The sequence below is a fragment of the Haloferax sp. Atlit-10N genome, assembly GCF_003586325.1.
GTDB lineage: Archaea > Halobacteriota > Halobacteria > Halobacteriales > Haloferacaceae > Haloferax > Haloferax prahovense.
In genome coordinates this window covers 13,020-38,765 of record NZ_PSYX01000010.1, presented here as the reverse complement: position 1 = coordinate 38,765, position 25,746 = coordinate 13,020, and the positions used below count along the sequence as shown (strand labels likewise).

Genomic DNA, 25,746 nt, shown 5'->3' with positions numbered 1-25,746 from the left:
TCGATGGCTGATGACCCGTCGCAACTCTCTGATTTCAACGACCGGTACGAAGACCCGGCTGAGGATCCGCTGTTCAATATCGATGGAGACGATCCCGACCGGGTCGACATTTTCACTCGCAAGGAACTCCTGAAGGTCGGACACGTCCCGGAAAGTGCTCGAATCGTCGGCCGTGATGAAGAAATCAAGGACATCGCTGCTGAACTCAGGCCTATCGTTCAAGATGACCCGCCGAACAACGTCATGATCTACGGCAAGACAGGGACGGGGAAGTCGTTGGTTGCTCGCCACGTCACTGAACGTGCCCGCCGAGCCGCAGAGTCAAATGGGGTTTCGGTCGGGACTGTCTACGTCGACTGTGCACAACACAATACTCAGACCCGTGTTGCCCGAACAGTGACACGGGAGCTCAACAAGACCGAAAAAACTGACTTCAATGTCCCACGCGCGGGGATTGGTAGTGGGGAATATTACGACTACCTCTGGGAGATTCTGAACCTCGCCTACGATGCTGTTATCATCATTCTCGACGAGGTCGACCGTCTCAACGACGACGATATTCTGATGCAGCTCTCACGAGCCCGTGAATCTGGGAAAGCCGATTGTCACCTGGGTGTTATTGCGGTGAGTAACAAAATCGAGTATCGGGACCAGTTGAACGAGCGTGTCAAGTCAAGTCTTCGTGAAGAAGAGTTCGTCTTCCAACCTTACGACGCGAATCAACTCCGTGGGATAATGAAGCACCGCCGCGACGCGTTCCACGACGACGTGCTCTCTGATGACGTCATTCCGCTAACTGCGGCACTCGCCGCACAGGAACATGGCGACGCCAGAAAGGCAATCGAGATTCTCCGACACGCGGGCGAACTCGCTGAACGAGAGAACGCTGACCAGGTCATCGCTGAGCACGTTCGTGATGCCCAAGAATGGGCAGAAGTCGACCGATTCGAGGAATTACTTCGCGGATCGACGACCCAGGTCAAATTTATTCTCTACTCACTTGCACTGTTGACCGAGGAGAGCTCGAACGAAGACGGATTCTCGACAAGTCGTATCTACAAGCGCTACCAGAACACTGCTGAGACGGTCGATGCGAAAGTTCTGAGCGAACACCGCATCTATGAACTGCTGAAGGAGCAGGCATTCCTCGGCGTCGTGGAATCGACCCGGACGGGCGGCGGACGGGGAGAAGGGAGCTACTTGGAGCATCGGCTGGTTCAGGACACTGGTATTGTGCTGAAATCCGTGCTCCGCGATAGTCGGCTGGAAGATCTCGCGTAGTCTCCGTTCTCCCCGCGACTACACACCCCCGGTCACGAGTGTAAGTTCTGATTTGTTTAGTCTGGTAACCCACACCCCGTGTGCAAAGTGTAAATATGCGATATTCATGCGCGAGAGCGCTTAATGAGCAGTTGAGGTTTTCTATTATTCATCTTGCACACGGGGTGTCGCCCCTCTCAACCTGTCATTCGATTCATCTCTCACACGGGGTCCACGGGTTTTGAGAAAATTCACTTCGCACACGGGGTGTGGTGGCCCTCGATCTCATGGAAGTTGCCCTTCCTATTCACCGGAATTGACTGGTCCTTTATACTTAGACTTGATTTTGTCTCCCTCTCTCCACTGCCAGTAGTAGTAGCGGTTGTCGTTGATTTCTTTGATGGTGATTGTCGCCTTCGTGGGGACATCGTCTGGAAGGTCGTTCGTCCGTTCTTCGAGTTCACTCTTCGGTGGCTCTTCCTCAAGACGAGCCTCGCGCTCCTTGTGCTCGGCCAGTTCTTCGGCATAGCGGGCAACGTCTCGAAGACTGTTCGGCGATAAGTTATTCAGGGCGTCGACGACTTCTGTGGAGAGGCTCGTCGGCGGCGTCGGTGGTTCGTAGGACATCGGCAGCTGCCTCGTGTTAACCAACACAAGGGCTAATCAAAAATTTTGTTGGTTAAACTGCTGATGCCGACTTCCCGTTTTCCTCTGGTTGTAACGCTACTCGAAACTGGTATATCAACAAGTTTCGCGCTACGTTACACATGCTGCGAGGAATCGACCAACATCCGGACGCAAGCCTAGACTTCCTCGTGAACAAGTAGCGCCAGTTCGTCACTCTGGTCGGACGACCTCGTCGCAGGAATAGCACTCAGCGAAAACGCCAGTTGACCCATTGCCATCTTCGAACTCAATTATCGACTGGTATGCCTCAATCTCTTCACCGCAATCAGGACATCGACCAAGCGTCGTCGAATCACTCGTCATGGGGAGATTGTGGAGACGCATGTGACACAGTCTGTCTCCAGTAGTGTCCACACGGTGCCACAGCAAAGTTGTTTGGTCGATTCGAGTGCCACCGAGAATAATTGGTGAACCATTCGGATACTTGCACTTCAGACTTCCAAGAGCTGTGAGTTACACGTTATTGGCTATGTCATCTAAACCAAACAGCCGCAAGTCATCTCGCTTTGCAACTGCTTCTCGGACAGTTTGGGTCGCCCTGCTCCGAGTAATTCGGTCGAGAATGGTGATTCCGTTCCTCGTCACGGGAGTTCCTTGGTCACGTCAACAAGGTCCTCTTCGGTCCACCATCGGTACAGTCGACCTTCCTGTTCGAACAGTTCGAAGACGCCGTCCTGCATCCATCCGAACGGATGCTCCTCGTCTTCATACTCCCGCTTGAGGACGTGGCTCTTCGAGAAGTATTCAGTCGTACCAACGAGTAGTCCCTGTTCGACAAGGAAGTCGCTCGGGTCCTTCTCAGCGACACCAACAAGATACGTTACGATATCGGCAATCAGGCAGAACTTCTGGATGCTATTATCCCACTCGCCCCGAATATCGACCATCCGGAAGGCGTACGCGTCAGTGCGTCGGTTGAGACGGTCAACTACGAGGTTCAGCCGACGAATTGGTTCCCGGTCGTAGTTCCCGAGTACGAAGTACGAACGGTCGTTCTCGTAGACAGGTGTCAACTCGCTCAGTGCGTGGAGGATTTCTTCGTTGTCCGCCAGTGAGATCTCTTCCTCATCGAGTTGCTCCTTCGCACTCGTGAGGACCTCTTCAGGGACGGGCGACTCCTCATCGGGCATATATGGTTCCTCTCTCGGACGAGTAATACGGTTTATGAAGTAATTTACTCATTCAGATCCATTTTGGTTTACCTCAGAGTGATTTACTCAAGGGTAAACTACTTTGCGTCAGAGTGTGAACTGTGATGTATGAGTACCGATCTGGGAACTGCTGGCGGGGAGAGGTCCCGTGAACTCATCCATTTCGTCACCCAGCAGACGCGGTTCGCGCTCGTCAATAACATCCTGCAGCATCCCAAGCAGCTGCCTTCGATGTACGAACTCGAGGAGCTCAACCCCAGCGTCAGCGATGCCACCGTCTACAAGCACATCCAGAAGTTGATCGACGCCGGCATCGTCAAAGAAGTTGCACTTGACGACGACCAGCGCCGACAGGGCTATCCCTGGAAGTTCTACGGCCTGACTGAGGACGGTCGAACATTCCTTGAGGAACACAATCTGCTCGCCGCTGAGGAGACGCTCCAGCAGATCTACGAGACCATCTCCGATAAGCCCGAGAAGATGGTCAAGTACGAGAACGCGCCCCGTCCAGAAGTCTAGTAGGGTGGATGTCGAAACGGAAAACTGGTGTTCATCGAGTAATCCCTCATAGTAGCAAGTTCTATGACTTACAATGGAAATTCGGTGTGCCCTGGCGCTGAAAACAGCCTCAACTACTTCCAACGCCAAGGTCGTACTCAACGTGGATTTTGCTGTACCAGACAACCGGCCGCTTTGATTGGCCATCCTGCTTAAACTCGACAAGTCCGAGTTGAGCGAGGTCGTTGATCGCTTTCGAGACGTTCTTAATATCACGATCGACGAGACGCGCGAGTTCGCGGAGACTCTGTGGCTCTTCGCGGGCAATAGCCCGGATGAGATCGAGATTCTTTTCGCTCAGAACACGTGCAAGTGTAGTCTCGTCCTGAAGTGAGACGCCAGTGTGGCCATCAGTCAGTTCACCAGCGTCGACTTTCGCTGCGGCTTCGAGTGCACGGTCGAAGAACTCGTCGCTCGATTCGACGCGGACGGTGAGTGTATTTTCGGTCATGGTTTGTTGGTGTAGATGGCCCCAACTGGTATACTGGTGTGTTTCTATAGGCTGAACAGGCCGATAGCCTCTGCGAGGTCTTACTGTCCCCGCCAGAATCAGTTCGGGTTCCCATAGTTCTCTGGAATTGAGTTCCGTTGCGTCTTGAATCTCCTCGACAATTTAGCAGGGAACTCCTAGGCCAAGAAGTAGGCTTTCACACCTGACAACGTCTATCGATACGGATACTGTGTCGTCTCTGGCTTTCAACAGTCTCCTCGCTAGATACTCTCGCCACTCTTCGAATATTCTGTCAGACACACCACTATTGCCAGTAAAACTAGTACACACCAACTACCCCAGATCCATCGCACTCCTTTTTACTATATGGGTCAGGCACCGTACAGATTGAACAACGGGTAGGCGAAGAGTATTATTCCGAAAACCAACTATCGCTGCCGCCCACATCGTACGCATGCATATAGATACAGATGAGGATTGCAGAGCCAGCCACGAACATATTCTGCAATAAGTCTGTGACTGTAATGACCTTCCAGAGTGAGGGGAACCAGTATAGCGCGAGACCGCCAGACAACATCATGGCACTCTTTCGTCGAGGGGCGTACAACGCCACCTCACGCGCCTTCGTTTGTCCATTGAATACCGGCCAGTAGGCACCACTGACGAGGCCGATCGAGACTACGAACACGAATAGCAACTGGAGGAGTTGCGGACTCCTGAGGACGAGTTCGGTTGGTGACCAACTGGTCACAGCACTCACGAGGAGAACAAGGCCACTCCCGGCGGTGAAGTACAAGAGTGCAGCTGTGACAGCCCATTGGAATGCGGTGACGAGCCGAGTTTCTCCATACGGGCGAGACGTTTGTATCTGCTCGGTCTCCATTGGTAGTTCAGCACTCAGAGGTCGTGCTTGTGTATTTCGGGTTACGAAGTGACGGTAGTCAGTCAACAAGCATCGCAGTCTCTGAACGTGTGGTGAACGTTGTATGTCTCAGGCATATTCCACAGCAATTGAGAAAATCGAGGTACGACTGTGCGAAATGTACCCTCTCTATTCAGTACGCGTTTTTTGTCACGCTCCAGTGAATTGAGTCGGGTTTGAGCGGTCGTCGGTCTTTCTGAGACGGGTAAGACTGATACCGCCTGTATACGTCCGTATACACATGGGGACGAAATCGGTCCGACTTGACGACGACGTCTATGAGCGGGTGAAAGCGCACAAACGAGAAGATGAAACGATGTCAGAGGCTATCGACCGGCTCATAGGAGCGCCGTCGCTGCACGAACTCGGTGGGATTCTCGACAGCGACCAGGTCGACGAGATGCGGAAGACAATCGAAGATGCCGACGAGGAGGACGCAGAGGAGGTCGAGGAGGTTGCAGAGCGGTTCAAATGATTCTTGACACAGCATTTATTCTCGATTTGATCGACAACCTCCCGGAAGCACACGAGAAGCTGGACGAGTTGGAGAGCAATGGGGCCGTTCTGAAACTCCCGACGATGGTCCTACTGGAGTTGTATATCGGAATTGAGGCCCACACTGGTCCGGAGGAAGAAACAAAGATTCGTCGGATTCTGGGTGGAGTCCCCCGCGTCGACATGGATTCGCGAATCGCTGAGAGAACCGGCCGTATGATCGGAGCACTGGACCCGTCGACGTACAAGCGCAAGAAAGGGGACGCGGTCATTGCGGCGACAGCTGCCGTTGAGGGGGAACCCGTCGTTACTCGGAACGTGGACGACTTCGAGCGGTACGGCATAGAAGTCGAGGAATACTGACCTGCTCAGAATAATTCCGCTACCGGAAGCTTGTGTTGTCTGCCTTTTTGCTGACCTGACTCGTGCCAGCCACTGCACTCATTATTGACCGTTGGGATGTGCGGTGGTTTTGGTGCCACCGTCTTCCTCGGTAGCGACGACTGTCTGGGGCAATTGGTTTCTGAAGGTGGTGATGGCGCGATAGGCGTCACTGCTCTCGTCTCCGGTACAGAAGTTCCCAGAAGTCTCTTTCTCGCCACTACCGACAGTTAGACGGAGCGTGTCGGTATTGCGGTTGTAGCTGGCTTCTTTGAGCACAGCCTTATTACAGGCACTTGAGCCGACGAACAGTTTCCCAGTGACACGGACTTGTGTCTCGGCTTCCACAAAGGCGATTTTCGGGGGGTCACGCACTCCAGGTGCTTCGTCGTAGAAGGTGTCATCGGGGTCGTATGCGGTCAACTCCTTGCTTTCAATCGCAGCAGACCCAGGTGTGAGTTGACCGATACACCCCGCCGTGGCGAGCAACCCGCCCAGCCCACCGAGGAGGGTACGACGATTCATACGCCTCTGTATGACACAGGCTTGTAAGGTCCTACTGGTGGTTCAAACGATGATTTGTCCAATAAACTGCTGCCCCGACTCGCGAGGGCTGGCGTGAATGGAAATGTCGATGTCCAATTGGAGGGTGGAAGCTTGCTGGGACGCCACCTCGGAACTCTTCGTGAGTCCAACGATTCACCACTCGTCTCTCGTCTTATCTCTTAGCGTGCTTCTCGAGGAACGTATCGACGAGCTCGCCATCCGGATTGTACTCAATCCCTGACTCAAGATTCAACAGCACTTTCGCAGCTAAAATATAGGCCTCTTCAGTCGAGATCCCGTACATCTTGCCGAGCTCCTTCATACTCCCGTGAACTCCCTCCGGAATATCCGCATTTGGACGTGTCATATAGCGTTCTAAGACTGTCAATAACTACTACAAAAGTATTGGGTCATCACACCCATCAATCGTTTGAAAATTAGCCAAAAAATACTAATAGTATAATTCCCATCGCCTAGGTAGAATCTGACATAATGTCTAGGAAAATAGCTTTTAGATTGACTGAAACGCACGATTTTAAAATATCGGACATGTATTCACTGACCGTAACGTCGCCCGTGTCAAATATGCTAAAATACAGTCGCCGCGCACTCGTCACCGCTGGGTTAATCGCCGTCACCATGAGTACGACTGCCGCTGCCCAGGAGGGCGTCGGTAGTGGTATCTGTGGGACCCCACTTGCCGAGACGATCAATCAAGCAGCCCCACTGGTCGTGGGTACGCTCATGATCGGGGCCGCAATCCTCTCGTACATTCTCCATACTGCTGCGGCCTTCCCGAAGGACCCGCAGTCGGTTCAAACGTTCAAAAATTGGCGTAACCGGGCTGGTATGAGCGCGGTGACAACGCCGCTGTTTGCGGTCGTCATCGAGATGTTCATCGGCTTTACGGGGACGTCGACGGCTGAGTGTATCAGTCTCGTTCCCTTCTTCTGAGAGGACTTCACACGGAGTCTCTCTTCTATGGCACACAACGCACGTCTCGCAGTGCTGGTTGTATTGACGCTCGTCGTGAGCGCTGGAGTGGTTCCCATCCTCGCCGTCGCTGACACCCCAGCGAGTCATGCGCAGCTCGGAACCACTCCCGAACCGACCACGGGTGACGAGAACAGCGATGATACCGAAGACGCAGGCTACTGTAGCGGCATCGACCCTGTCAGTGGACAGGTGTGTAACGGCTTCATCGATGCGATTCGAGCCATCGCACAGGCCTTCCTCGAATTCGCTCGCGACGTCGCCGAGTGGTCCGTCGAGTTCCTCGTCTCTCGCCCGGTCCCTCTCCAAGACGGTGAGATGGAACTCGTCGACCGACCCACGAACGCCCCGATGGGGACAGCCTACGATATGTGGTTCACAAAAGGGCTGCCTATCGGTCTTGCCCTGTGGGGCTTTGGGATGGTTCTCTTGCGACTGACGACGATCCTCCCTGGTGGCTCGGCTGCAGCCCACCGGAGCAAAACACTTCAACAAAAGGGGTGGTTTGGGTTGTTCTTCATCCTCGCCTCGTGGATCTGGGCAGCCGTCGTCTTGCATCTCTCGCAGGGCATGATCCTCGCGGTTGCCCCCGATGGTGCTGACCTGGTAGCCGACCTCGGCTCGATTGGTGGGAATAGCGCCGCCGCAGGCCTTGGAATCATCCTCGTGTGGCTGTCGTCGGGTGTGTTGTTCCTCCTGATCGCGCTCGTGTTCGGCCTCTCGTGGGTGTCAGTATTCATTTTCGCCCCGGCACTCCCGATTTTCATCGCCCTTTCATTGGTCGATTTCGGCCCACTGAGCATCGTCTCGAGGGTTGGCCAGATTGGGCGTGACCTGTTCGTCACCGTCGCGTTCTTGCCGTTCCCGACAGCACTCGTGCTGGGCTTTGGATATCCCATTATCAACGCCGCTCGGAGTGCCATGCCCGGCCCAGCGTCGATTGTCCCTGGCCTCGGTGTCTATGCGCTGTTGACGCTCTGTCTGTGGGTGATTGCACTCCTGTCGCCGATTATGTTGTTCGTCGGCATGCGTTCGATGCGTCCGCTTTCGTCGATGGCCGCCGGCGTTCTCGGCGCTGTGTCGGCGACAACCCTGGCGAGTGCGTCGAGTAAGGTGGGGAAAGCAAGTAGTGCAGCAACGAGTGCTGCGAGTTCAGCCGCCTCTAGCCCGCGTGTAGATCCAATAGTGGGCTCGCCGTTCTCCAGCGACAACGCGAGTTCGACTGGAGCGGCTGGTTCGACTGCATCCAGTGCAGTTGGTGCGCTGGGCAGCCCTTCAGGTGGGCTTACTCGGAGTGGTTCTGAGACGGTGAGTCTGGGTGCTTCGAGTGCCTCGAGTTCATCTGGTACTTCGGGGGGCTTCTTCAGCGACTCGCGGATACCTTCGAATGTATCTCTCAATAAGGTTGCAACACGATCCGAGTTGGATAGTGAGCAGGAGTACCGAGCGGGGTACTTCCTCTCTGACGGCGATTTCAAAGGTGTGGGTGGGACGAGTTCGAATCGTGATTGGACTCTAGACAAAGGTTACGAACGGTTCGACAAAGCATACCCAGACAAGACAATTCTTCTTCAGGGTGCGGAGGACGAACAATTCTATGATGTACGTGAAGCCGTAGAGAGTGAACGCTACGGTGGTCCGTACTCATACGCCCAACAGACTACTGAGAGCCGAGAAACGGTCTTCAACACGCGGGGGCAGAACGAATGAGCCACCGCGACACGCCACGACGAATCCTCGACGAGTTCGGGACGAGTGACGAGATCTTCGGCATCGAAATCGACTACAGTCTCAACGACCTGAAGCTATTCCTCCCGGCTGGGGTTGTCTGTGGATTCATTCTGCTTGCAACTCCCCAATGGCTGAACATCGGCGGTCTCCTCGCGACGATTGGAATCCTGCTGTTGACCGCTGGGTTCATTTTCGTGACGCCGTCTCACAAGTCGCCACAGCAGTGGTTGGCGGATATGATTATGTTTTCACGAGCAGAGCACACTAAAACCGCAGTCGCTGAAACACCCGCCAAACAGACCGACTCGCTTACGCAAGTCAAGCGATTTCTGCCAGTCTCGAATCTGGTTGAGCGTACCGATGGTCATCTCGTCGCCGCACTTCGCGTGAGTCCAGCCAATCTCTCACTCGCTACTGATAGAGAGTGGGAGGCGATGGCCAACTCCTTCGGAAGTGTGCTGAACGCACTAGATTTTGATTTCCAGATTCACTCGACTGCCCGACCCGTTGAACCTGATCGAATCACTGCTGGCTATCGTGAACGGCTAGACGATTCGGACGTCGTCGACAACCCAGCTCTTGGAGACATAATTCGTGTCTATCGCGAGCGGTTCCCGGCGGAGTTCGAGAGCCGTGGAACCTGTGTCCGGGAGTATCACATCTTAATCCCCGTCAGCATCCGTGAAGTACAACTGGCTGATCGTGGTGCACTGGCGAAACTGTGTGAAGTCCCCGTAATTGGTGGCTTCATTCGGGTGTTTGGAGCCGAAAGCACTCAGCTCACACACGAGGAAATCCGCGAGCGACAGAAAGAAGAACTGGGACGACGCCTCCGGGCGCTCGAGAGCGGTATCCGTGACCTCGAAGGCTGTGACGCTGAACGTGTTTCAGCCGACGAACTCTCGGCACTGCTCGAAGAGTACTGGAGTGGCGAACGCACCCACTACGGACCGAGTGAGGGCCAACGAAATGAGCGGGTTCGTTCGATTCCCGTCGTGACCGGCGATGATTCGGGGAGGTTCTGAAGATGCTCAAAACCCTCATCGAGCGGTTCACCAGTCTCGAAGCCAACGATACTGAGGATGACCAGATTCGAGTGCACGCCCAAAACGTTGCACCCTCCAGCATCAAACTCGAATCCGACATCACACAGACGGGTGACCGCTGGGCGAAGACACTGTTCTTCGCAGACTTCCCAGCAGCAGCAACGCCCGGGCTACTCGATATGCTCACGACGCACCCGAGTGCCGATATCGACATCTCCATTCACGCCAGTCCTCGTGAGTCGGAGCAGGCAATCAAGCAATTCGAGCGTGCAATCACGGATCTCGATGCAACAAGGCGAGAGAAAGAACAGCGTGGTGGAGTCTCACTGGGGGCGACCCAACGTCGACTCCAAGAGCACAAAGAGGTCCTTGCCCAACTCACCGATGGCTCACAGCGGGTTTTCGAGGTCGCGGTCTACCTCACTATCCGTGGGGATACGAACAAGGAAGTCAAAGAGACGACCACCCGACTTCAGTCGGAGTTGATGAAGAAGCGTCTGGTCACGAAGTCCGTTGATTACACTCAAGACGAGGGCCTTGTGAGCAACAGTCCGATTGCAAAGGACACGCTCCAACAGACGACGCCGATGTTAGGCAAAGCTGCTGGTGCGTTATTCCCCTTCTCTGCGAGTACCCTCATCGAAGAAAGCGGTGTGCTCGTCGGCTACCACGCCACGACTGACGCCCCGGTCGTTATGGATCGCTTCGACCGGCAGAACGGCTACAATATCCTCACCGCAGCGAAGATTGGATCTGGAAAATCGTTCGGGACGAAGCTCCTGAACCTACGTCAACTCGCAAAGGATCCCGACACGATTCTCATCATGATCGACCCACTGGAGGGCTTCCGCAGTCTCTCCGATGCCCTCGATGGCGAACACATCGTGGTTGGTGGGTCACGAGGATTGAACCCGCTCGAAATCAGGAAGACACCAGCACACGTCCTGCGTGACGTCCCCGACATCGACCCGTTCAGTCAGCGTTTCAGCAGTGTCATGGGCTTCTTCGATACGTTCTTCGCTCACGTCGGCAACGGCCTTGACAAGAAAGAACGCGCCGTCCTCGGGACTACTGTCCGAGAAGCCTATCGCCGCAACGGAATCACGTCCGACCCTTCCACACACGGCAATACGAGTCCGACGATTCGCGATGTGATTTCGATTCTCGCCGAGATTGCAGAGGACGCAGCAGCGTTCCTCGATTCGGTCGATACAGACGCAGCTGACCCAACCAAATTGGAAGTCGAGAAATGGCAGGAACGCGCCGCCGACCTTCGAATGGCGATGCGCCCATTCATGGGTAATGGCGAGTTCTCAAACCTCGCTGGGGAGACCGAGGTCAACATTTCCGGTGAGAAGGTCGTCTATCTTGACCTCCAGCAAGGTGAGGCGGACCGTGAAATTGCGTTGATGATGCAGTTGCTCTTCGACAACGTCTACCAGCGAGCTAAGGAGACGGACAAGCGCGTCATCCTCGCCGTCGACGAGGCACATTATCTCATGGAACACGAGGGGAGTCTGCAGTGGCTCGACCGTGCTACGCGACACTCTCGTCACTATGACTTGAGCATCCACCTCATCACCCAGGAACTCAAGGACTTCTTTGTTCACCCCCGAGCGGAGACCATTGCCAACAACTGTTCGATGAAGATTCTCTACCGGCTTCCCGGCCTGTCCGAAGAGAATCGCGCGAAACTCGGGTTGACGTCTCGTGAGGCAGAGTTCATCCGTAACGCAAAGCCCGGCGACCGAGACCGCGGATATAGCCACGCACTTGTTTCGGTTGAGGATGAGGGAACCTTCCCGGTCAAGGTAACCGCCCTAGAGGAAGAGGCACAACTCATCGAGATGCCTGACGGCACTCAAAACAACGGTCGCGGGATGTAGCTATGCCGGACGATAATCCCCCGCCAGACTACGAAATGCTCGAATCATTTCAGCAGGCTCTGGGGAGAGAGAGTTCTCACTGTGAAGCCTGTGGGAAGGTTGTCGATGGCAACGACATTGGAGATTTTAACGTCCTTCTATTGGATGGTAACGTCTTCACCGTCGAGAATCACGTGGTCCTCTGCCGTGACTGCGAAGAGCGTGATGATTGGAAGGAGGCCGTCCGAAAGAAGCGTGCAGCAGAGCAGCCACAGCCACCCACCTCACTTCGCGGCAAAGCCCGAGACCTGCCTAACACTATCCGCGACTACCTCAGCGACCCAACAGCACGTTTCCTCTTCGCCCGTCGCCTCGGGGTTCTCGCACTCCTTCTCGTCGGGATACTTCTCCTCATCCCCCCGATTGCTGCAGTCGTCGGTACGCTGTTCGTTTCCACAGACACGGGTATGCAGTGGTTCGACCAGTCGATTACAACGATCACTGCAGTACGCTACACGTCCATATCCACACTCGCGTGGGCGTTCACCGGTCTTTTCGGAATAGTCTACTTCGCCCACATTGCTGAGCGTGAGCGCAACGACCCCACGGGCTGGGCTGGCGAGTGGAATCCGCCGAAGTGGTACGCCCTCGCCGTCTACACTGCAGTCGGCTTATACGGTGCAGTTGTACTCATCCTTGTCGCGGTCGGCGACGCACCAACGGGTCGACGATTCGGGGCGCGAATCCTCTGGTTCGTTGGGTCGTTGGGCATCGCCTACCAGATCAAAGACGCACTCCGGCTAGACCTCGTGCGGATGGTCTGGGAACCCCGACGTGAGTTGTGGGAGTTCCCAGCTCGCTATGGATTCGTCCTCGCACTCACAGCTGTTGCCGTCGGTCCCCCAGCCTCACTACCGACGCTCACGACACCACTCCTCACAGCACTCACACCGACCGTGAGTACCGCCTACATCATCGCACGACTGCCCCACGACCGGGTGTTTCGAGACAAGTGTATCGCCGCGCAGGACCGCCTGCTTGAGATCTTCCGTATTCGCGACAATGACGACAACTAATCCAGTCAGCCAGCCGTACCACCCAGACAGTCACGCTGCCGTAGACTCCACTCGGAGAGGCGTCCTCGAATGACCCGTGAGTACATTCGAGTCACCCAAACCTCTGAGTCACTCCAGACCAACAGGATTCCCCCCGCACTTGAGAGTCTGCACAAGCTCACAGCCGAGCAGCCCTCGTTCTTACAGCGGCTGAACCCGCTGCATTCGACTCCGCTACCGACGTTTGAGTTCCTCGTTTTGAGTGAGGGGACCGATGAGCCAGTTGAGTTCTACTACGGTGCTGACACTCATCTCGACACACTCGAAGAACGGCTTACACGGATTTACCCGTCATCGTTCGACCTCTCGCGGGAGTCTTTCGATGTTGAGTCGAAACTCGTCTCGGATGAGCTGACTCGTGACGATATTTCGCCACGAGGCGTGCGGTGGCAAGGGTCGAGCATGCGGAAGGATGACTGGATGATGCTGCTCACTCGGGACGAACCCGAGTCACCACTCGCAGACGATACTCTGCCACTCCCGCTCGTTTCACTCGTCGACGAACTCGCCGACGTCGAAGCCCCAATTGTCTTCCAGGTTCTCTTTCAGCGCAAGCCTGATTGGTCACCCAAAGCCGAGAATCGGAAGCTCAATCTCCAGAATCAGACGGATACCCGGATAGACAAAGCCATCAGCACCGTCTTCACCGACACGCGAACGCTTGCTGAGAAAAAAGAGCACTTGAGCGACGCCACAACTCAACGTCTCGAAGAACTCGGTGACAAGAACCCACGTCGAACGTTCACCGTCAATCTCCGGGCTGTCGCCGTTCCGCCGACCGACACAGATGAATCGGTGGTCGATGCCCAACTTGATGACCTGAAAACGGTCTTCGACTCGATTGGTGGGGAGTTCTACGAGGTGGAGCGTGAACGCCTCCGAGACAACGGCCGTCGTGAAACCACGAAACGGAAACACGCACGCAACACGTTCGATCGACTGCTCAATCGAGACCTCGAGACGAGTCGAGGGCAAACCACACCACATTTCATTTGTAATGGCCACGAACTCGCGCAGTTCATCACCATCCCGTCTGGTAACGAGCTGAGCATCGAAGGCGCACGACGAACGCGCTCTGAACAGGAGAGTCAGAGTTCGCTGCCTTTGCCACACCACGACCACATGGCGAGGTTGCGCGAGGGGATGACGATTGGGTACCCCGTCGACGAAAACGGCACGCCCGAAGACACCCCGGTGTGTATCCCACCCTCTTCGCTGGTCACACACTATCTTCGAGCCGCAACCACTGGTGGCGGGAAATCAAAAGCCCTGCTCAACGACATCCTTTCGGCGTATTCTAACACCGATGGCCCGGTTATCGTCCTCGACCACAAGGGCGACGGGTTGGCAGCAAACTACATGCGAGCCCATGGGCGGCGCTTCGGGATGGACGATCTCGAGGAGAACGTGCTGTATTTCCCAGTCCCCGAGATCTTGCCTGGGTTTTCGTTTTTCGACCTCCGACCGGCGCTCTCGCGTGGCGTACGACGGATAGACGCGGTCAAGCGCAAGGCTGACCAGTACCAGCAAATCCTCGAACTCGTCGTGGGGAAAGACGTCGTTCGCAGCGCAACCACCACTCCAATCCTCATCCAGTCACTCATCACTGCACTGTTCGACGAGGAATACGGCCGTGAGAATGGCACGTACCGAGAACACACAGACTACTTCGGTCACGAACAACTCGAACATGTCTCAGACCAACTCAGAGCGGCCGGCCCACCACATCCGAACGAGGACGCCCTCCCAAAGACGACCGACGTTGCCGCTCGGCGTGAACTCCGTCGGAGGGTCTCGATGGATCAGACCACATTCTCGAACGTCCTTGATGGGCTGACCAATCGTCTTGGGTACGTCACGTTGAATCCCAACCTTCGGCGAATTTTTGATAATACCGCTCAGCAATTCGACTTCAGAGATATCCTCGATAGTAACCAGGTCATTCTGTTCGACCTTGGGGGGCTAAGCGACGAGTCGGCGAAAATCCTGACCGGACTCATCCTCACGATGTTAGAAGACGCGCTGCGGACCCACGAGGACGACCTGACCCAACGCCCCGACGACTACGTAATCAACCTCATGATCGACGAGGCAGCGTCTGTGGCCGCCTCTCCGGTCCTCAACAATCTCCTTGAGAAAGGCCGTAGCTTCCGGCTCTCGGTTGGACTGGCGATGCAGTTCCCCGAACAGATGCAAGCCGAGGGGGGCCGACGCCTCTATCTCAACTTGCTCAACAACATCGGGACCTTGCTCGTCGGGAAGATCAAGGTCGATCGCGAGTTGGCGAATGCGATGGCCTTCGAGGAGTTATCCCCCGAAGAATTCGCCAATCGGATTGGGTCGCTCCCACGAGGTGAGTGGATTGCCCAGCTGCCGAGCCCGACGTTCGGCAAGACGGGTCCGTATCCGTTCAACATCGAACCACTCCCGATTCCAGCGGGACATCCCGAGAGTGAGTCGCCGCTTTCAGCACATGAGGAACAGCGATTACAAGATGCGCTCTCTCGCGTACATGAACGGACGCAGCAAGAGTTCGGCGTTCCGCGAGACACAAGCGATCCAACGGCGAGGACGCCCGATGAATTAGGCGAGTTGCTTGATGTCCACACTGATGATCTGGACGTCGCTATCGCGAAGACCGTCCGGAGTGTGCAACTCCGCCATGGCGTCTCCGACGATAACGAATGGGTGAGTGTCGAGACGGTCGACGGGACACTCCGAGAGTTGTACGAGCGAGTCGAGGCAGAGCCACCCGCTTACGAGGAACTCACCGAGATTCGCAAGCGCTCACGCTTGCTCGACACCACGGTCGATATCGACGCTGACGAACTCATCGTCCGACTTACAGAGGCGGGTGAATCCGTAGCCGCACCCAATACGGGTGATGTGCGATCTGCTGGTGGACAGGGCCACGACGATGCACTCCTCGAAATTGAACAGGCGCTGTCGCCGTTGGGCTTCACCGTCTCGATTCTCACCCAAGACGGCAGTGAGAAACCGGACGCGAGAGCGACCCATCCAGACCTCGAAGCTCCGCTCGCAATCGAAGCCGAGACGACAACCCCAAAGAACCCAGCGAAGGTACTTACGAACCTCCAGAAGGCTCAAGAAGAGAACGCAGTTCCGCTCTTTGTGGTTCGACCAGGTGAGACAGAGACCTACTGGGCCGAGCGGCTCGACCGAGTCCTCTCGCCTCCAGTTCGCCAGCTCGCGAACGGTGAGACGCGGTTCTATACGCACGACTCGCCGTTGACGTTCAACGGAGGTGCGACCGAAGAGGGTGGTGTAACGGCAGTCCGGCCTCCAAGCGGAGAGGATGATACAAGACGTTCTGTGTGGACCCGAGAAGGTGGTTCAATCGTTCTCTGCGATGGCAGTGGCACAGAACATCTCCGTCTTGCTTCGTGGGACGAAGTCAGCAAGAACCGTGTGCCTGCAACCTACAGCTACGACCACCCGGTGGAGGAGTATCTCGTGTATGAGCGTGGCGAGATTCACGTCTACGAATCGAAGGACGCACTCGAGGCTGATTGGGTGACAATCAAGAAGCCGTTCATCCCTGCAGCGGAGTTGACGAACCCGACGTACGGCACAGACAGTTATGCAATCGTCATTCTCCGTGACAATGACGAACCGGTCATCTATGAGAACACCTCTACAAAGCCACTTGAGACCCTTCTCGATACGTCGGTTGTCTCTGCTAACGACCAACAGCCAACCGAATCCGAGGAGACTGGTGATGCGACTGTTCCCGATCTTGATGCGGGTTGGAGAGATGATCCCAACCTCGTCGCCGAACAGTTTGCGAAGGAGTGTTTAGTGGTCGATGAAGGGAATGCAGTCAAGTCAGCAGACGTGTATGAGCAGTACAAAACGTGGGCTGAGAAACGGAACGCAACCGTCGATTCGAAGAATTGGTTTGGCCGTCGTCTCAGCAATCAGATAGAATTTGAACGGGAGACGAGGCACCCAGATGGTGAGTCGACAGTCTACTATTTGGGGATTTCACTCCGCGATTCGGAGGAAATTGGTGAATAGCGAAATCGCACGGTACAGCGCTTCTATTCCGCTTGCACTGCATTCAGTGCGGGCGTTACGACAAACACAGCGTTCGATACAGGAAAATCAGCAAAACCGCAAGACGTGGCGGTGTTCCCCCCAATATCGCTATGCGATATCAGAGACGCCCATCTCGAAGAATGCGATATATGCGATAGGATTGCGATATAGCGCTTCTACCCGCGGTTTTAGCAATCTCGCATCGCAAAAAGCAACTAGTATAGATGGGGGGTATGCCGGTGCAAGTGAGCGAAGCGAACGCAGAGAGATTTTTCTGGCGCCAAAAGGGGCGCGGCCACCAAGGAAGTGAACCAATGACGAAAGAAACTACCAAATTCATGACACAGGAAGAACTCCCACCAGAACTCGTCGAACGAGACCAGTGGGTATGCTGGCGAAGCGAGAAACGAGACGGGAAGCAAACGAAGATTCCAGTGGTCCCTGGCGAGGGCTCATTCGCATCGTCGACAGACCCAGACACATGGTCAGATTTCGAAACAGCACTCGACTTCGTGACCAACAGGAACGCAGATGGAATCGGCTTCGTGTTCACCGAAGAAGACCCAATCGTCGGCGTCGACCTGGACGATTGCCGAAACCCAGAGACCGGTGACGTCGACGACGACGCACAGGACATCATCGAGCGACTCGATTCCTACACAGAAATTTCACCCTCAGGAACGGGCTACCACGTGCTCATCAAAGGAGAACTCCTCGAAGGCCGGAACCGACGTGGACATATCGAATTGTACGACACCGCTCGCTTCTTCACCGTCACCGGTGACCGCGTCGACGACACGCCTGGACACGTCAAACGCCGACAGGACGCGCTCGAAGCGATTCATCGTGAATATGTCCAACTCTACTCAGAGAACAAAGAACCCGACCGTGACGAACATACGAGCGTCAGGGACGATACTAGCACCGCGACCACACCCACAGTTGACCTCGAAGACGACGAGTTACTGAAGAAAGCAAAGAACGCCTCGAACGGCTCGAAGTTCGAACGCCTGTGGAACGGGAACACCGCTGGCTACGACAGCAACTCAGAAGCAGACATGGCGCTGTGTTGTCTGCTGGCCTTCTGGACTGGCGGGGACACAACACAGATGGACACGCTGTTCCGACAATCGGGACTCCTTCGAGCGAAATGGGACGAGGTGCACTACGCCGACGGATCGACGTACGGCGAGAAAACCATTGAGCGAGCGATTCAGGCGACGTCGGAGTACTACGACCCCAGTCCAAGAAACGAATCGACGCAGTCGAAGCTAGAAACAGAGCCTGAGACCGCCGACGTGGGCACTGACGAACCGGACCGTCAGAATGCCTATCTCCTCGAGAAGAACCAATTGTTGTCTACCCGTGTGAGCGAGCTTGAGGTGACGATTGAACAGAAGAACGAGCGTATCGCAGCACTCGAAAGGCAAGTCGAGGACCTCAGTGCCGAGCCTTCGGCACGTAGTGACGAGGATGGTCGTGGACAGGGTCACCAAAGTAGTGGCAGCGAAGACAACTCAGACAATACGTCGCTACCCAGCCGAACGAGACGCTTGTTCAGCGGAAACTCCGAGTAACATCTGATAGCCGTCATCGTTTTGTAGCCCCGTCAGGGGTGACGGGGCAATTGGTGTGCCCTGCAGACAACGTATGCATTCTGAACAACAGCAACACGCAGGTAGCAACGAGAGACCACTGAACGATTCGAAACAGTCCCACTCCCCGTGGTCAAACCTCCGACTGACTGTCCCAAACGACCGCCACCACACTTCGATTGTCGCGTTCGTCGAGTGCGTCCTCGTCGAACTTACTCACGAGGACGTCGGTGCAGAGTACGTCTCATCGAATGTTTGGGGAACAAGACGGACGCAGTTCATCGCAACTGATGACGTTGCAGAGACGTTCCGCAAGCGACACTACGACGAACGTCTGGGGTGGCATGAGACGACAATTAGCCGGGAGTCTGTACGCAACGAGTTAATCGACCGACTTTCGCGGACGGATTCGGTCGCGACCGACCGTAGTCACAGCGTTCCTGTTGAAGCGCGCGACGTGTTCAGTGTGAAGCCGGTGCGGCAACTCTACAATCGGCAATCTTAACCAACGAGAGGCAACACCATCTCGATTCTGTTGGTTAAGACGGTCTCGTGTCACTGTCTTCTGTTGAACACCCAGACAGTGACACGAACCGCGTGACCCTCTCCCCATTTCTGGACACGGTAGTCCCTCATCCAACGTACAAACACACCAAACAACTATGTCCCAACAAACCCAACACTGGTCTATGTCGAGCGGTACTATCGATATAGATGAGTTCGAAAACGCTGACGCCGACGAATTCGAGGAACGGAATGACACCGAGCGAATCGTCCTGTTCCTCGACAAGAATGACGACCGGGCGTGGAAGGCGGCGACGATTGCCGAACGACTCGGGCTGGAGACGGACGCTGTCAGTGCGATCCTCTCACGATTGAAGGAACGCGGTCTCGTGCGGCACAAGCGCCCGTACTGGGCGATCACGGACGACAAGGAACGGCTCCAGTCGACCTATCGGCTCCACCGACACCATGAGAGTGCAGCCGAACAATACGGCGAGGAGCGTCTCGAGGATTTCCGGACCGACCAGATGGAAGATGTACAGTGACTGCGTTCGAGGACCGGGAACACGGCGACGTCGTCTGGGGGACCGATCCGCTCTCGGAGAGGGGTCGCCCGAGGCTCGTTCTGGGCGTCCCGACACAGATGACGCAGCGCTTAGTTTATCGGGGTTCCATGGAGAGAACTGATGGAACTCAGTGACGGCACACTCACGGTTTCACGAGAGCTTTCAGAGCTCGACAAAGATGTACTCGAGTTCACGCAGATCCTCGACGCCTGCGATGTTACCTACGTCATCGTTAGCGGGTACGTCGCGATCCTCACTGGGCGTTCTCGATCAACCGAAGACATCGATGTCATTCTGGATTCATTGTCCGAAGCGGAGACTGAACAGTTAGTTACGGAACTCAAAGATCGAGGATACTGGGGGATGGCGATGCCGCTTGATGAGATGTATTCGATGTTGAGCGAGGGCAGCCGGATCCGAATCGCTGAGGAAGGAGAGATGTACCCGAACTTCGAGACGTGGTTCGTCTCAAACGATGTTGAGCGTGAGGCCCTTGCGAACCCCCTCACGGTGACATTCGATGAAGGGCAGATCGAGATCAGTCCGCTTGAACTCCAAATCGCGTACAAACTCCGGCTTGCGCAAGCCGCAGACAGCCTCAGCGGAAAGGATTTCGAGGATGCACTTCACCTGTACCTGACTTTCGAGGAACGATTTAACACGGAGCAGCTCGAAACGTATGTCAACGAGCTTGGAGTGGAGGACTACTATGCTGAACTCAAAAACATTTGAAGACGATCATCGGCGGAATACCGAGCAACGGCGTGCGATGATCAAACAGTGGGCCGAGTACGTTCGGACGCACGACGATAGTGAGTGGTCACGCCAACAGAATCGGCTTATCGACTCGCAACTCCAGTCGGCTAACGAGATGGCTGCGGCTGGCGATACAGATCCCGTTCGGTTCGCGGCCGCTCGCGATCGACTGCGCGACCGATGACCGACGAGGATGCGCCTTCGCAGGATAACGAGGATATCAATGGTGAAGCATCGGCTCAATGTTGATTAGACAGAGTTGCGTATCTTACCCGCTGGCACCAATCGCGTAGATCCGCCCATCGGCGGTTCCAACGTAGCACATTCCGTGTGCCAGTGCAACTTCTGTATCTATGATTTCGCCCGACATCTCGCTGTCCGTGACCGTGATATCGATCGACCACACCTGGTTGTCACTCGTATTGTAGACAACAATAGTATCGCCCCACGGAACGACCACATCACCGTCACCAACAATAGGCGAGCGATTGTCGGCATACTCTGTCGACCGCCAACGAATCGATCCATCAGAGATATCGATCGCTACGAGTCCACCGTGATACGTATTCACGTATGCTGTGTCCGATGTGACTGCTGGCGAGGGAACCGCGTTCCCGTAGTCTTCGTCAACGACGGTTGTTCGCCATAGAACGGTTCCATCGTCGGCATCGGCTGCAACGAGTTCTTCGGTGATTCCCGGGACGTACAGACGGCCGTCAGCAACCGTCGGTGTCCCCTGAATATCCGGACAACACTTGTCTTCCGTGGCGATCTGTTCGCTCCAGCGTGGTTCACCAGTGGCCGCGTCAAGAGCCGAAACACGTCCGTCCGTTAACCCAACGTAGACGCCGTCGTAATCTGCACAGGTCGCTGTGTAGCACTCTCCGTCGATAGGTGTTCGCCACTGTTGGGTCCCATCCATCGCGTAGGCGTACACCGCGTTGTCCTCATCTCGCGTCGCCAGGTAACATGTTTCGTCTACGACTGCTGGCGACCCAGTCACGTCTGGAAGGGTGTCTGTCCATCGAGTCGTCCCATCGCCACGTGCAAGAGCTGTCAGGGTCGCTTGTTCGTAGTTGGGTCCACGCGTGACGACGACTAGTGTCTCATCCGCGAGTGCGAGACCGACGGCGTGGCCCGTTCCAAGGTAGACGTCCAGTTGCTGCTCGCCGGATTCAGCATCCCACCCCGCAACGTACACCTCCGAATTCTCGGCGTCATCCGATGATTCGGCATAGGCGATGTAGACGCGTCCTGGGCCGACGATCGGAGCCGTTGCGCCACGTGGGTCGTTCCCCGGACGGCGAAGCCACGCGACGTCGACATCACCATGTGGGACTGGTGAGTCTGTGGTTCCAGTTCGGCCGGCATCGTGTCCCTCCATCAGCCAACGACCGGTTGGGGCGTAACTCGCGGTATACGCGTCGTTTGTGACCGGATTCGGCATCGACTCCCCACCAGGGGTGTTCGGAACATCCGAAGCAGTACACCCAGCTAGAGCCAGTACACTTCCCCCAACTGCAGTCTGTCGGAGAAGTTGTCGACGCGTCAACTGGTCCATATGAGTAGTGGATAATGCTGGGTCAAACGTCTTCTGGAGAGACAAGCAGTTGTTAGCGTCAATTCCGGTTACCACGAAAGCCCCCGGTCGCTCGACGACCGCGACTCGCTGCGCGTCTCGTCCCTGCGGTGCTTGCGTCGTCGGGGCACGCCGAGCGTCCGGCCCCTTTCAATCCCGCCCGTAGTCTGTTGTGGAGTCAACGATGCACGTCGGTAGTCCGGTGTAGTACGAACGGCACGCCCCGCTCGCCGCCCTGTGCCCTCCGTGCTCACGACTCGCGTTGCTCGCTGTTCGCGACGAGCCGCTCCTGATAGTCGCGTCTCGCTTCACTCGCACCTTCCCGGTGCGCCAGCACCAAGCGCGCTGTCGTCACGACGCCCTCACAGGCTCGGCCGTCGGACGCGAAACCGGCTTGTGTGCTGGCCGCTCGCTCCGGGCACAACGGCGCGCGGTGCTGGATGTTGTCCCATCGTCGAGCGCACGCCTTCCGCGCCCTGCGGGCGCTCGTGAAGGCGCGAAAGGCGTGCGCAGAATGAGTTGGTCTGTTGTGAGAGAGCCACGGCTGGAGAGTCGTGGTGTCGGAAAAAGACGCTGAGTAGGCGCCTTGGAACAACAATGAGTACTAAGAAGCAAATCGGTAATGAAGTTTCGCACTCCGAACACCCCCGAGCAGTCGTCGACGACGTGGTCGATGAGACGCCTGCCCTCCACCCAACGGTTGAACTCGAGATTCAAGCCAAAGTCGACCTGAACAATCCGGAAGCGGTTGGCCGGGGACTGACCCTCGCCGAAGAAGAGCGGATGCAAGCGCGTGAGTGGGAGATCGAACAGACGAAAACTCGGTGGGACCGGAGGCAGACGTCGAATCGTGAACAGCGGACGGCGACAATAGTGGAACAGATGAGTATCGAGGCAACGCGGGAGTTCAAGAAGCGCGCTGGCTGTGTCAATCGGTGGGCCGACCCCGAAGAGCCAGACGCGCGTGAGCAAATCTCAAGAGAAGAACTGGGCGAGGTGAACAGAAAAGCGGCACGAATGCAGACGAAACTCCAAGGATGGTCGAGAGCGGCAATTAGTCGGCGGTTGGCCGAGAAGGTCGCAGACGGGAAGTCGATGATGAGCGCGGTCGTGGGTGTGTTCGAGGAATTGCAGCAGGCGCCAGGACGTGTGATTCCGATTGCGGCGGTCAGCGAGGTCAATCGTCGAGAGGTGTCTATCTCTGGAACGGTGACGCAGTTGTGGGAGTCGTCGAATAGCGCGATTCAGCAGGTGGGACTCATCGAGGATGAGACTGGGAGAACAAAATTCACTGTCTGGACGAAATCGGGCCAGCCAGTTGTGAGAGAAGGCGAGCGTGTGACGATGCGGAACGTCGCGAAGAGTTGGTACGGTGGGCGTGTTTCAGTTGCTGCGACGGGATGGTCGGAACTCTCGTTCCCAGAGCGCGAGGCGTGGTGGGCTGAGTAGGCGTCGCAAGCGGCTGTTTTCTTTTTGTGAGTCCACTATCCCGGCCCCTCCTCCCCGCCCACCGCTCCGTGCTCGCGCCGGCAACGTCGTCGCCGCCGACGCTGTGCGCGCAGCCACAACCTAATTGACTCGTACTACTGGCTCTGTTGAATCCCCCAGTAGCTGATGGGTTTCTCGTAGCCGTGCTGACTAGAGCGCATTCAATCCACCGGCAGGCCTTAATAGCATTCTTCCCAAACGAGCTATGAAGAAAAGGTAGATTGTTTAGCATGTCAAAACTCGTTTCTCGCCGTCATACTCTCGTTGCAGCACTGGGTTTCGCTTCAGCTCTCGCAGGCTGTTCTTCGGTCCAGAATAGCGAACCGTTCAATCTCGGTTCTATTAAAATACATAATGAAGACGCGGATCAACATACTGTTCACCTCATTGTACTACAGGGAAGTAGTCCCATTTATTGGAACGATATCAGTGTGGAGGCGAAAGACGGTGACAGAGTCTACGGGCAAGTCGTAGATTCAACGTCAGTAACCCAAGCAAAAGGACCACTTACCGTTTCTGTCCGATTGGACCGTGAGTCAGAATACAAAACGTTTGACCCATCAGAGCTCGATCTTACTGGGTGTCATTTCCTAGTAATTGAAATTGCAGACAATGGTGTCCCATCGTTCCAATATTCCCCCGGTAGCAAAGAGTGCAACAATAGTGGTGAGCCGTCAGAATCGTTTGACTTGTAATTGAAAAACGGTGGGGACTCAACTTCTATATCCAGAACACACTTCCTGTCGATTTATAGCCATTTCAGCAAACTGGGCGAACGCTAACTCGGGAGAGCAACTGACAACCCCACTTTCTTAGCGCCTCGATGGGCGAGGCGCTCTCTTCTGGGCGTTTCGAAAAACACCATGTCTGAACTCCTACTAGCAAGACTCGACCCAACGAAGCGTGTCCTGAAACGAGCCCAGTACGAGGCATTCGAATTCTCACTATTCGACGGCGATGTGCTTGTTCGCAACGCGAGCCATGCCGACCCCGAGAACCACGAATACAACGTACGAGTCGTCAACGGCGTACCGACAGCGTGTGAGTGCCCCGCGGACAAGAAGTACACTGGACCATGCAAACACCGGGTCGCCGTCGCTATTCGGCGTCCGATCCTCGACGCCGTCGAGCAAATGCAGATGATCGCAGACGGCGGTGTAGTCAGTAACGAACAACTGGAATCCGAGGTTGACGACGACTCAAAACCTGAAGACTGCGACTGTGACGTTCTTGATGAATACTTCCCATGCTGGGCGTGCGTTGACAGTGGCCGACGTGAACTTCCCAACTGACCGGATACAGAATCAACCTGTTGCAGTTGATTCATCAAGCAACAATTGGAGCGAAGCATCTATTGTGATACGCATGTATCACAGGATATGAGCACTGACAGCGACTCCGGGTCTAATGGCGAGATGGAGAAGATCAACGTCCGAGTGCCACGGGCGCTGCTGACCCAGATCGACGAGGTCTGGCAACAGCGTGGCTATGCAAACAAGTCCGAGTTCATCCGCGATGCACTGCGCGACGCCGTTAATCCGCCAGCGCAGCTGTCCGAAGAAGCTCTCAAGCACCTTGCAGAGAGTCGTGAACAGCGTGAACGTGGGGAAACGGTGTCGCACGACGACGTGAAGGAACGACTCGGTCTCGATGACTGAAATCGAGTGGACACCGAAAGCAATCGAACTTCTCGAAGGACTTGACACCAAAGCTCAAGAGCGACTCGTCAAGAAACTCGACGAAGCGAAAGACTGGACCTCACACCGTGTTGAGAAACTCACCGGTTACCCCTACTACAAGTTGCGGGCCGGCGACTATCGTGCGATCATCACGTGGAACCGAGACCAAGACGTACTCATCGTTGAGGCTGTCGGTCACCGCCGAAATATCTACGATCGCCATCTCCCTCCCTGACAAGGGGCTTCTGTCGGCAGTCGATACAACGCTCCGGTCACGTTCCTCCCACGGTTCAACGGGGGCTTCCTGTTTATATCTCTG

Annotated in this window: 23 protein-coding genes; 16 read left to right on the top strand and 7 right to left on the bottom strand. The window is 55.7% G+C overall.

Annotation, left to right across the window (positions count from 1 at the left end; translation table 11 throughout):
- Positions 1 to 3 precede the first annotated feature (3 nt).
- The gene (locus C5B91_RS19515; protein ID WP_115820207.1) at positions 4 to 1,281 is read left to right on the top strand and encodes an orc1/cdc6 family replication initiation protein; all 1,278 of its coding nucleotides are present in this window, start codon (positions 4 to 6) and stop codon (positions 1,279 to 1,281) included.
- Positions 1,282 to 1,563: 282 nt separating this feature from the next.
- On the opposite strand, the gene C5B91_RS19510 is transcribed toward C5B91_RS19515, so the two are convergent.
- Both C5B91_RS19510 and C5B91_RS19505 read right to left on the bottom strand, forming a co-directional pair.
- Positions 1,564 to 1,887, bottom strand: coding sequence for a hypothetical protein (locus C5B91_RS19510; protein WP_115820208.1), 324 nt, complete (start codon positions 1,885 to 1,887; stop codon positions 1,564 to 1,566).
- A gap of 641 nt (positions 1,888 to 2,528) precedes the next feature.
- Positions 2,529 to 3,077: a hypothetical protein gene (locus tag C5B91_RS19505; RefSeq protein WP_115820209.1), complete on the bottom strand. Its 549-nt coding sequence runs from the start codon at positions 3,075 to 3,077 to the stop codon at positions 2,529 to 2,531.
- A gap of 129 nt (positions 3,078 to 3,206) precedes the next feature.
- On the opposite strand from C5B91_RS19505, the gene C5B91_RS19500 reads away from it, so the two are divergent.
- Positions 3,207 to 3,617, top strand: a complete 411-nt coding sequence (locus C5B91_RS19500; RefSeq protein WP_115820136.1) for a MarR family transcriptional regulator — start codon at positions 3,207 to 3,209, stop codon at positions 3,615 to 3,617.
- Between the two features lie 109 nt (positions 3,618 to 3,726).
- Here C5B91_RS19500 and C5B91_RS19495 read toward each other — a convergent pair whose 3' ends face one another.
- Positions 3,727 to 4,107: a MarR family transcriptional regulator gene (locus tag C5B91_RS19495; RefSeq protein WP_115820137.1), complete on the bottom strand. Its 381-nt coding sequence runs from the start codon at positions 4,105 to 4,107 to the stop codon at positions 3,727 to 3,729.
- A gap of 412 nt (positions 4,108 to 4,519) precedes the next feature.
- Complete coding sequence (locus C5B91_RS19490; RefSeq protein ID WP_115820138.1) at positions 4,520 to 4,990, bottom strand: hypothetical protein; 471 nt, start codon at positions 4,988 to 4,990, stop codon at positions 4,520 to 4,522.
- Positions 4,991 to 5,270: 280 nt separating this feature from the next.
- On the opposite strand from C5B91_RS19490, the gene C5B91_RS19485 reads away from it, so the two are divergent.
- A complete protein-coding gene (locus C5B91_RS19485) occupies positions 5,271 to 5,504 on the top strand; it encodes an antitoxin VapB family protein (protein ID WP_115820139.1) in 234 nt (77 codons plus the stop codon).
- Positions 5,501 to 5,887 (top strand): PIN domain-containing protein, encoded by a 387-nt coding sequence (locus tag C5B91_RS19480; protein ID WP_115820140.1) that lies wholly within the window; start codon positions 5,501 to 5,503, stop codon positions 5,885 to 5,887. The genes C5B91_RS19485 and C5B91_RS19480 overlap by 4 nt, the downstream gene beginning before the upstream one ends.
- 81 nt (positions 5,888 to 5,968) lie before the next feature.
- Here C5B91_RS19480 and C5B91_RS19475 read toward each other — a convergent pair whose 3' ends face one another.
- A complete protein-coding gene (locus C5B91_RS19475) occupies positions 5,969 to 6,430 on the bottom strand; it encodes a hypothetical protein (protein ID WP_115820141.1) in 462 nt (153 codons plus the stop codon).
- Positions 6,431 to 6,623: 193 nt separating this feature from the next.
- Positions 6,624 to 6,773, bottom strand: coding sequence for a hypothetical protein (locus C5B91_RS22145; protein ID WP_158544188.1), 150 nt, complete (start codon positions 6,771 to 6,773; stop codon positions 6,624 to 6,626).
- 659 nt (positions 6,774 to 7,432) lie between these two features.
- On the opposite strand from C5B91_RS22145, the gene C5B91_RS19465 reads away from it, so the two are divergent.
- From C5B91_RS19465 to C5B91_RS19420, 8 genes are all read left to right on the top strand, one after another.
- A complete protein-coding gene (locus C5B91_RS19465; RefSeq protein ID WP_115820142.1) occupies positions 7,433 to 9,154 on the top strand; it encodes a hypothetical protein in 1,722 nt (573 codons plus the stop codon).
- Entirely contained in the window at positions 9,151 to 10,200 is a 1,050-nt protein-coding gene (locus C5B91_RS19460) for a hypothetical protein (RefSeq protein ID WP_115820143.1), read from the top strand. Before C5B91_RS19465 ends, C5B91_RS19460 begins: the two co-directional genes overlap by 4 nt.
- A 2-nt stretch (positions 10,201 to 10,202) precedes the next feature.
- Complete coding sequence (locus tag C5B91_RS19455) at positions 10,203 to 12,107, top strand: VirB4 family type IV secretion system protein (RefSeq protein WP_115820144.1); 1,905 nt, start codon at positions 10,203 to 10,205, stop codon at positions 12,105 to 12,107.
- A 2-nt stretch (positions 12,108 to 12,109) separates the two neighbouring features.
- Positions 12,110 to 13,162 (top strand): hypothetical protein, encoded by a 1,053-nt coding sequence (locus tag C5B91_RS19450; RefSeq protein ID WP_115820145.1) that lies wholly within the window; start codon positions 12,110 to 12,112, stop codon positions 13,160 to 13,162.
- Positions 13,163 to 13,231: 69 nt separating this feature from the next.
- Positions 13,232 to 17,239 (top strand): primase-like DNA-binding domain-containing protein, encoded by a 4,008-nt coding sequence (locus tag C5B91_RS19445; RefSeq protein ID WP_115820146.1) that lies wholly within the window; start codon positions 13,232 to 13,234, stop codon positions 17,237 to 17,239.
- Positions 17,240 to 17,574: 335 nt separating this feature from the next.
- Positions 17,575 to 18,837: a hypothetical protein gene (locus C5B91_RS19440; protein ID WP_199519548.1), complete on the top strand. Its 1,263-nt coding sequence runs from the start codon at positions 17,575 to 17,577 to the stop codon at positions 18,835 to 18,837.
- A gap of 707 nt (positions 18,838 to 19,544) precedes the next feature.
- Positions 19,545 to 19,904 carry a helix-turn-helix domain-containing protein gene (locus C5B91_RS19430; RefSeq protein ID WP_115820149.1) on the top strand — a complete coding sequence of 120 codons (360 nt, stop codon included), beginning with the start codon at positions 19,545 to 19,547 and terminating at the stop codon, positions 19,902 to 19,904.
- A gap of 141 nt (positions 19,905 to 20,045) precedes the next feature.
- Entirely contained in the window at positions 20,046 to 20,657 is a 612-nt protein-coding gene (locus C5B91_RS19420; RefSeq protein ID WP_115820150.1) for a hypothetical protein, read from the top strand.
- Between the two features lie 292 nt (positions 20,658 to 20,949).
- Here C5B91_RS19420 and C5B91_RS19415 read toward each other — a convergent pair whose 3' ends face one another.
- Entirely contained in the window at positions 20,950 to 22,065 is a 1,116-nt protein-coding gene (locus tag C5B91_RS19415) for a PQQ-binding-like beta-propeller repeat protein (protein WP_158544189.1), read from the bottom strand.
- Positions 22,066 to 22,857: 792 nt separating this feature from the next.
- Here C5B91_RS19415 and C5B91_RS19410 point away from each other — a divergent pair.
- From C5B91_RS19410 to C5B91_RS19395, 4 genes are all read left to right on the top strand, one after another.
- Positions 22,858 to 23,709: a DNA-binding protein gene (locus C5B91_RS19410; RefSeq protein ID WP_115820152.1), complete on the top strand. Its 852-nt coding sequence runs from the start codon at positions 22,858 to 22,860 to the stop codon at positions 23,707 to 23,709.
- A 902-nt stretch (positions 23,710 to 24,611) separates the two neighbouring features.
- Positions 24,612 to 25,040 (top strand): SWIM zinc finger family protein, encoded by a 429-nt coding sequence (locus C5B91_RS19405; protein WP_115820153.1) that lies wholly within the window; start codon positions 24,612 to 24,614, stop codon positions 25,038 to 25,040.
- A gap of 87 nt (positions 25,041 to 25,127) precedes the next feature.
- Positions 25,128 to 25,406: a ribbon-helix-helix domain-containing protein gene (locus C5B91_RS19400; RefSeq protein ID WP_115820154.1), complete on the top strand. Its 279-nt coding sequence runs from the start codon at positions 25,128 to 25,130 to the stop codon at positions 25,404 to 25,406.
- Positions 25,399 to 25,662 carry a type II toxin-antitoxin system RelE/ParE family toxin gene (locus C5B91_RS19395; protein WP_115820155.1) on the top strand — a complete coding sequence of 88 codons (264 nt, stop codon included), beginning with the start codon at positions 25,399 to 25,401 and terminating at the stop codon, positions 25,660 to 25,662. Before C5B91_RS19400 ends, C5B91_RS19395 begins: the two co-directional genes overlap by 8 nt.
- Positions 25,663 to 25,746: the final 84 nt, after the last annotated feature.